Raw genomic sequence first — 7,724 nt, forward strand, 5'->3', positions numbered from 1 at the left:
CCGACTATTTGCTGGTGGCCAGTCCCGACGTGAGTTCGGCCCACCGTGCGAGCAGCGTCGCGGCCGCTCCACTGTCGATCGACTGCGCCGCCGCCGAGAGTCCGTCCGACAGCGCGTCTTCGAGCGTGCGGCCGCCGAGTCCCCGGAACGCGGCGATCGCCGCCGCGGCGTTGAGGAGGACCGCGTCGCGTACGGGTCCGGTCTCACCGGCGAGGAGTCGCCGCGCCACCGCCGCGTTCACCTCGGCATCGCCGCCGCGCAGTTCGTCGAGCGACACCCGCGCGATCCCGATGTCCCGGGGGTCGAGCTGACGGGTGGTCACCGCCCCGTCCGCCACGATGTGCACGGTCGACGTGGTCGACGTCGTCAACTCGTCCAGGCCGTCGTCACCGCGCACCACGAGCGCCGAGTTGCCGCGCTGCGCGAGCACACCGGCGACCACCGAGATCAGGCCCGGGAACGCGCAGCCGATGAGGCCGGCCCGCGGACGGGCCGGATTGGTGAGCGGTCCGAGCACGTTGAAGACGGTCGGGATGCCGATCTCCTTGCGCGGCGCGCCCGCGAACCGCAGTGCGGGATGGAACACCGGCGCGAAGCAGAAACCGATGCCGACCTCCCGGACGCAGCGGGCCACCTCGTCGGGGCCGAGATTGATCTTCACCCCGAGTGCCTCGAGAACGTCCGCGCCGCCGCTCTTGGACGACGCGGCCCGGTTTCCGTGTTTGACGACGCGAATGCCGGACGCCGCGACCACGAGTGACGCCATCGTGGAGATGTTCACGGTGTTGGATCGGTCACCACCGGTGCCGACGATGTCGACGACGTCGTCGTCGACGGGGACCTTGCGCGCGTGCCCGAGCATCGAGTCCGCGAGTCCGCGCAACTCCTCCGGTGTCTCGCCCTTCATCTTGAGGGCGACCCCGAACGCCGCGATCTGCGCGGACGTGGCGTTGTCGGACATGATCTCGTCCATCGCCCATCTCGCCTCGTCCACCGACAGGTCACGTCCGTCGGTGAGCGTGCCGAGGACCGACGGCCACGTGCGTGCCGGCCGCACACCGTCGTTCGTCCCCTGAGCAGTCGGGCTCTGCATCGTCGTGTCCCCTTGTACTAGTGGCGGATCCGGTCCTGGCAGCCTAGTCACCGGGCGGATCGGACTCGCGCGCCGGTTGCATCGCGTCCCAGCCGTCGACCGAGCCACCGAGCCGCTGCGCCAGCCCGGCCATTCTCGACCGTTCCTGAGAACAGTGCAGCGCATCGAGGATCTGGACCCGCTGCAGCACGAGTCCGACCGTCGCACCGTCCTCGGCCGGGGATGCCGGACCGTCCGGATCCTGCGGTCGGTAACCGTCCTGCGCGGCGATCGACACGGCGTCGGCCACGGACGAGGCGGGCAGCCGCAGATGGTGCCGCAGCACCGCTTCCGCGCCGGCGTCCCACCGCGGATTCTCGGCGGCGGCGCGGTCGAGCGCGGTCGAGCACGCCTCCACGTCGTCGAAGCTCGAGGCGACGACCACGAGGTCGGGACGATCCTGATCGAGAGGGGCCGGTTGCCGACTGCCGAACAGCCTCCGCAGCCACCCCGTACTGTTGTCACGAGAGCGCATGACTCCACCCTTTCACGGTCCGCCACCAGGGCTGTCAGCAGGGAGAATCGGACAAGCGGGGCGCGTCGACGCGCCGAGGGTGGACCCGGGTAGTCGTCTCTTACGACGAAGCGTCATACTTCTGTCTGTGACGAGCGCAGTAGGGACTTCAGGATCAGCAATCACCCAACGCGTGCACTCGCTGAACCGACCTAACATGGTCAGCGTTGGCACCATCGTGTGGTTGTCAAGTGAGCTCATGTTCTTCGCAGGGCTCTTCGCCATGTACTTCGTGGCGCGAGCACAGGCGAATGGGAACTGGCCGCCGGAGCCGACCGAGCTGAATCTGTTCCTCGCCGTACCGGTGACGCTGGTGCTGATCGCCTCGTCGTTCACCTGCCAGATGGGTGTGTTCGCGGCCGAGCGCGGCGACGTCTTCGGCCTCCGCCGGTGGTACCTCCTGACGCTGGCGATGGGCACCTTCTTCGTCCTCGGCCAGGCCTACGAGTACATCCACCTCGTCGAGCACGGCACCTCGATCTCCAGCAGCGTGTACGGCTCGGTGTTCTACATGACCACCGGCTTCCACGGCATGCACGTGATCGGCGGCCTCATCGCGTTCGTCTTCCTGATCGCACGCACCAAGGTCAGCAAGTTCACGCCCGCCCAGGCCACCGCCGCCATCGTCGTCTCGTACTACTGGCACTTCGTCGACATCGTGTGGATCGGCCTGTTCGCCACGATCTATTTCATCCGTTGATCAGCTGAACGCCCCAGGCAGCCCCCTGACGTCCAGTCCGTCCCGACATACCAAAGGGATACAGATGAGTTCATCCCCCCCTCCCGCATCCGATACCACAGCGTCTGCCGCGAAGGCACGCCGCCAGCGGAAGCTCCGCAGGCGCGTCACGGGCGCCCTGGTCCTGATGATGGGACTGGTCAGCGCCGGTTTCCTCGCGTCCGCGTTGACGCCGACCCCGCAGGTGGCCACCGCCACCGACGATCAGGCAGCACTGATCCGCGAGGGCAAGCAGTTGTACGACACGTCGTGCATCACGTGCCACGGCGCGAACCTGCAGGGTGTGCAGGATCGCGGACCGAGCCTGATCGGTGTCGGCGAGGCAGCCGTGTACTTCCAGGTGTCGTCGGGACGCATGCCGGCCTCGCGCAACGAGGCCCAGGTCGAGCGCAAGCCCGTCAAGTTCGACGCCGAGCAGACGGACGCCATCGGCGCGTACGTCCAGGCCAACGGTGGCGGCCCCACCGTCATCCGCGACGAGAACGGCGAGATCGCCCAGTCGTCGCTGCGCGGCGGCGACATCGGACGCGGCAGCGAGCTCTTCCGCCTCAACTGCGCGTCCTGCCACAACTTCACCGGGCGTGGCGGTGCGCTCTCGTCCGGTAAGTACGCGCCGGTCCTCGACCCGGCCAGCGAGCAGCAGATCTACGCCGCGATGGTCACCGGCCCGCAGAACATGCCCAAGTTCTCGGACCGTCAGCTGACCCTCGAGGAGAAGAAGGACATCATCGCCTACATCAAGTCGTCAGGCGAGACGAAGCAGCCCGGCGGCTACGGACTCGGCGGCATCGGTCCCGCCTCCGAGGGCTTGGCCATGTGGGTCATCGGAATCATCGCTGTCGTCGGTGCAGCACTGTGGATCGGAGCAAGGTCATGAGCGACGCTGGCCAGCCGGGCGGCGCCACGCCAAAGAAGTACACGGATGCAGAACTCGAGAACCTGAGCCGCGACGAACTGGTCGAGCTCGGCACCAACCTCGACCACGTCGATGTCGCGTTCCGCCGCAACCGCTGGGCGGTTCCGGGGACGAAGGCCGAGAAGCGCGCCGAGCGGTCGGTCGCCTTCTGGTTCGCTCTCTCCGGCATCTCGGCGATCGCGTTCATCGCGATCTACCTCTTCTGGCCCTGGGAGTACGCAGGCGCCGGCGAGGAGCACTACTCGGCCTACAGCCTGTACACGCCGCTGATCGGCCTCACCATGGGTCTGGCCATCCTCGGCCTCGGTGTCGGAGCGGTGCAGTTCACCAAGAAGTTCATCCCCGAAGAGGTGTCCATCCAGGACCGCCACGACGGTGGATCGTCCGAGGTCGATCGCAAGACGATCGTCGCGGAACTCGGCGACTCGTTCGACACGTCGACGCTGGGACGCCGCAAGCTCCTCAAGCGCACCCTCATCTTCGGCGGCGGTGCCCTCGGCATCATGTCCGTCATGCCCCTCGGTGGTCTGGTCAAGAACCCGTGGGCCAAGCGCGACGACTCCCCGCTGTGGGTGTCGGGATGGACGCCCCGCTACGCGGGCGAGACCATCTACCTGCGCCGCGACACCGGTCGCCCCGAGGACGTCGTCCTCGTCCGCCCGGAAGACCTGGACGCCGGCGCCATGGAAACGGTGTTCCCGTTCCGTGAGTCCGACCGCGGCGACCACGACGCGCTGCTCGAGGCGCTGCGCGGCATCCGCAACGCGACCATGCTCATCCGCCTCCGCACGGAGGACACGGCGCGGGTCACCAAGCGCAAGGGCCAGGAGAGCTTCAACTACGGCGACTACTTCGCCTTCTCGAAGATCTGCACCCACCTCGGCTGCCCCACCTCCCTGTACGAACAGCAGACCAACCGAATCCTCTGCCCGTGCCACCAGTCGCAGTTCGACGCGCTGACCTACGGAAAGCCGATTTTCGGTCCGGCCGCTCGTGCACTTCCGCAGTTGCCTATTACAGTGAACGAAGAGGGTTTCCTAGTCACAACGGGTGACTACATCGAAGCTCTCGGCCCGGCATTTTGGGAGCGTCGACCGTGACCGACAACAAACCGTCCAAACTGAGCGCGATGGCCACCGGCCAGGCCGAAGCGATGGACTCGCGCTACCACCTCGCAGCGGGAATGCGGCGGCAGATCAACAAGGTCTTCCCCACCCACTGGTCGTTCCTGCTCGGCGAGATCGCGCTGTACAGCTTCGTCATCCTGCTGATCTCCGGTGTCTACCTGACCCTGTTCTTCGACCCGTCGATGGCGCACGTCGTCTACAACGGTGCGTACGAGCCGCTGCGCGGCGTCACGATGTCCCGCGCGTACGAGACCACGCTGAACATCTCGTTCGAGGTTCGCGGCGGTCTGTTCGTCCGTCAGATCCACCACTGGGCGGCGCTGATGTTCGCGGCGTCGATCGTCGTGCACCTGATGCGCATCTTCTTCACCGGCGCCTTCCGGCGTCCGCGTGAGGCCAACTGGGTCATCGGCTGCCTGCTGCTGATCCTGGCGATGTTCGAGGGATTCTTCGGCTACACGATCCCCGACGACCTGCTGTCCGGCACGGGCCTGCGCGCCGCGTTCTCCGGCATCACGCTGAGCATCCCGATCGCAGGCACCTGGATGCACTGGCTGATCTTCGGCGGCGACTTCCCCGGCGACCTGATCATCCCCCGCCTGTACGTCGCGCACGTCCTGCTGTTCCCGGGCATCATCCTCGCCCTGATCGCCGGTCACCTCGCGCTCGTCTGGTACCAGAAGCACACGCAGTTCCCCGGCCCCGGCCGCACGGAGAACAACGTCGTGGGTGTGCGCATCCTCCCGGTGTTCGCCGTCAAGTCGGGTGCGTTCTTCGCGATCACGTTCGGTGTGCTCGCCGTGATGGGTGGCGTGCTGCAGATCAACCCGGTCTGGACCATCGGCCCCTACAACCCGTCGCAGGTGTCGGCAGGTTCGCAGCCCGACATCTACATGATGTGGACGGACGGCCTGGCCCGCCTGTGGCCGGCGTGGGACATCTACCTGTTCGACCGCTACACCATTCCGTCGGTGTTCGCCGTGGCGTTGATCATGGGTCTGGTGTTCACGGTGCTGATCGCCTACCCGTGGATCGAGAAGCGTCTGACCAAGGACGACGCTCACCACAACCTGCTGCAGCGTCCGCGTGACGTTCCGGTGCGTACCGCGATCGGTGCGATGGCGATTGCGTTCTACGCCGTCTTGACGATCTCCTGCATCAACGACATCATCGCGTACCACCTGAGCATCTCGTTGAACGCGATGACGTGGATCGGCCGCATCGGCATGGTGTTGCTGCCTCCGATCGCCTTCTTCGTGGCCTACCGGTTCTGCCTGGGTCTCCAGCGCAGCGACCGTGAGGTTCTCGAGCACGGCATCGAGACCGGCATCATCAAGCGGATGCCGAACGGTCAGTACATCGAGATCCACCAGCCGCTCGGCCCGGTCGACGGCCACGGTCATCCGATCCCGCTCGAGTACCAGGGTGCGACCGTCCCGAAGAAGATGAACAAGCTCGGTTCCGCCGGCAAGCCCGGTTCCGGCAGCCTCGTCACGGCCGACCCGGTCGAGGAGAGCCTGGCTCTCGAGCACGCCCTGCACCACGGCGAGCACGAGCAGCTCACGATGCTGCGGGAGTACCAGGACCGCGCCCACGGCAATGGTTCGTCGGCTTCCGGCAACGGATCGTCCGGCAACGGCGAGGCCCACTAGCCTCACCTCCGCAACCGAGCAGAGCCCCGAACCACGTCCGGTTCGGGGCTCTGCTCGTCTGTGAGCGTGCCCGCTCCCCTCCCCCGCGGCTGTGCGCGGAACACGAGCGCGACCGCCCCGAGTCCCAGAAGTAGACCGAGTGCGGTGAGGATTCCGAACGGCTCGCCGAACATCACGGTCCCCCAGATGGCCGTCACCGGTGCCATCAGGAACATCAGGGCATTGACCCGGGTGACTCCACTCCTACGCAGCACGAGCCAGTACAGGCCGTAGCCGCCGAACGTGGACAGGCCGATCAGCCAGGCCACCGACCACCAGAACGATGCCGTCGGCGGTGGCGACACCTGTCCGGCGCACGCGGCGAGGGCGGTGAAGAGCACGGCACTGGTCGCGCAGTGCACGGTCATGGACACGACGGGGTCGGTGTCGGTCGGTGAGCGACTCTCCAGGAAGGTCGCGGCCACCAGCGACAGCATCCCGGCGAACGGCACGAGATACGCCCACCACGACACGCCGGACGCAGCGGTGGCGTCGCCTGCGGTGACGATCACGACCCCCGCCAGTCCGAGCAGCAGCCCCCACCACTGCCGGGGCGCGACGTACTGACCCAGCAGCGGGCCGGCCAGCACGGCGACGACCAGGGGCTGGGTGCCGTCGATCAGTGCCGTGGTGCCGGTCGAGACGCCGAGTCCGATCGCCTGGTAGACGGTCAGCAGATATCCGGTCTGCGACAGCGCGCCGATTGTCACCTGACGGCCGAGCGCACGGGACCCGAGTCCCCGCCACCGTGCGCGTCCGAACAGGGCGGCCGCCAGGGCCAGTGCGACGGCGAGCGGCAGGAACCGCCAGGTCAGTACGGTCAGAGGGGCCGCGTCCCCGGCGCCGAGTTTGGCCCCGATAAAGCCGGAGCTCCAGCACAGGACGAACATCACGGCGAGAAGCGCATTCACGTTTGACCACCACCTAGTAAACAGATCGGTATACCTCTTCAACCTATACCGATCTGTATACTTTTGTCATGGAATCTGTGCCGTCACCGCGACGCGTCGTGCTGACACCGGGAGCGAGGCGGGCGCTGGACGCGGCCGGCCGCCTCTTCTACGAGCGGGGAATCCACGCGGTCGGCGTGGATCTCATCGCCACCGAGGCCGGTATCACGAAGAAGACGCTCTACGACCGTTTCGGTTCGAAGGAACAGATCGTCGTCGAGTACCTCACCGACCGGGACGAACGGTGGCGGGCGTTTCTCGCCGGCCACCTCGACACCGCCGGCGACTCCCCCGGACGGCGCCTGACGGCGATCTTCGACGCATCCCGGGAGTGGACCGCGGAGAACAGCGCGAAGGGGTGCAGCATGGTCAACGCGCACGCGGAGATCAGCGACCCGGCACATCCGGCGTACGCCGTCATCGTCGGCCAGAAGCGGTGGATGCTCGACCTGTTCACCGGCGTGTGCCGGGACGCGTCGGTGCGCGACCCGGAGACACTCGCACGCACCGTCATGCTGCTCCACGAAGGGGCACTGGTCTCACACGGGCTGCAGGTGTTCCCCGAGGCGGTGCGACTCGCATCCGATCAGGCGTCGGCGCTCCTCGCCGCGGCGGCAGGCCCGGCCCGTTAGTGACGGCAAAGCGGAGGCGCCGA

General features: G+C 67.1%; 8 protein-coding genes. 5 read left to right on the forward strand and 3 right to left on the reverse strand.

Annotated features, from left to right (window positions below):
- Positions 1-4: 4 nt before the first annotated feature.
- Positions 5-1,093 (reverse strand): anthranilate phosphoribosyltransferase, encoded by a 1,089-nt coding sequence (trpD, locus tag ACNJ7E_RS40780; protein ID WP_280782587.1) that lies wholly within the window; start codon positions 1,091-1,093, stop codon positions 5-7.
- 43 nt (positions 1,094-1,136) lie between these two features.
- Positions 1,137-1,607, reverse strand: coding sequence for a hypothetical protein (locus tag ACNJ7E_RS40785; protein WP_280782588.1), 471 nt, complete (start codon positions 1,605-1,607; stop codon positions 1,137-1,139).
- Between the two features lie 127 nt (positions 1,608-1,734).
- Here ACNJ7E_RS40785 and ctaE point away from each other — a divergent pair, with 127 nt between their 5' ends.
- The 4 genes from ctaE to qcrB all read left to right on the forward strand — a co-directional run bounded on the left by ctaE (position 1,735) and on the right by qcrB (position 6,080).
- The gene (gene ctaE / locus ACNJ7E_RS40790; RefSeq protein WP_005260123.1) at positions 1,735-2,346 is read left to right on the forward strand and encodes an aa3-type cytochrome oxidase subunit III; all 612 of its coding nucleotides are present in this window, start codon (positions 1,735-1,737) and stop codon (positions 2,344-2,346) included.
- A gap of 64 nt (positions 2,347-2,410) precedes the next feature.
- Positions 2,411-3,262 carry a cytochrome bc1 complex diheme cytochrome c subunit gene (gene qcrC, locus ACNJ7E_RS40795; RefSeq protein ID WP_105413619.1) on the forward strand — a complete coding sequence of 284 codons (852 nt, stop codon included), beginning with the start codon at positions 2,411-2,413 and terminating at the stop codon, positions 3,260-3,262.
- Positions 3,259-4,401, forward strand: a complete 1,143-nt coding sequence (gene qcrA, locus ACNJ7E_RS40800) for a cytochrome bc1 complex Rieske iron-sulfur subunit (protein WP_105413618.1) — start codon at positions 3,259-3,261, stop codon at positions 4,399-4,401. The genes qcrC and qcrA overlap by 4 nt, the downstream gene beginning before the upstream one ends.
- 29 nt (positions 4,402-4,430) lie before the next feature.
- Positions 4,431-6,080, forward strand: coding sequence for a cytochrome bc1 complex cytochrome b subunit (gene qcrB, locus ACNJ7E_RS40805; protein ID WP_105413747.1), 1,650 nt, complete (start codon positions 4,431-4,433; stop codon positions 6,078-6,080).
- 2 nt (positions 6,081-6,082) lie between these two features.
- On the opposite strand, the gene ACNJ7E_RS40810 is transcribed toward qcrB, so the two are convergent.
- The gene (locus ACNJ7E_RS40810; protein WP_418342491.1) at positions 6,083-7,030 is read right to left on the reverse strand and encodes a DMT family transporter; all 948 of its coding nucleotides are present in this window, start codon (positions 7,028-7,030) and stop codon (positions 6,083-6,085) included.
- A gap of 68 nt (positions 7,031-7,098) precedes the next feature.
- On the opposite strand from ACNJ7E_RS40810, the gene ACNJ7E_RS40815 reads away from it, so the two are divergent.
- On the forward strand, positions 7,099-7,701 hold the full coding sequence (locus ACNJ7E_RS40815) for a TetR/AcrR family transcriptional regulator (protein ID WP_418342492.1): 603 nt from the start codon (positions 7,099-7,101) through the stop codon (positions 7,699-7,701).
- The last annotated feature ends 23 nt before the right edge of the window (positions 7,702-7,724 follow it).

This window comes from Rhodococcus mengyinensis (genome assembly GCF_048381435.1).
Classification (GTDB): domain Bacteria; phylum Actinomycetota; class Actinomycetes; order Mycobacteriales; family Mycobacteriaceae; genus Rhodococcus_F; species Rhodococcus_F opacus_D.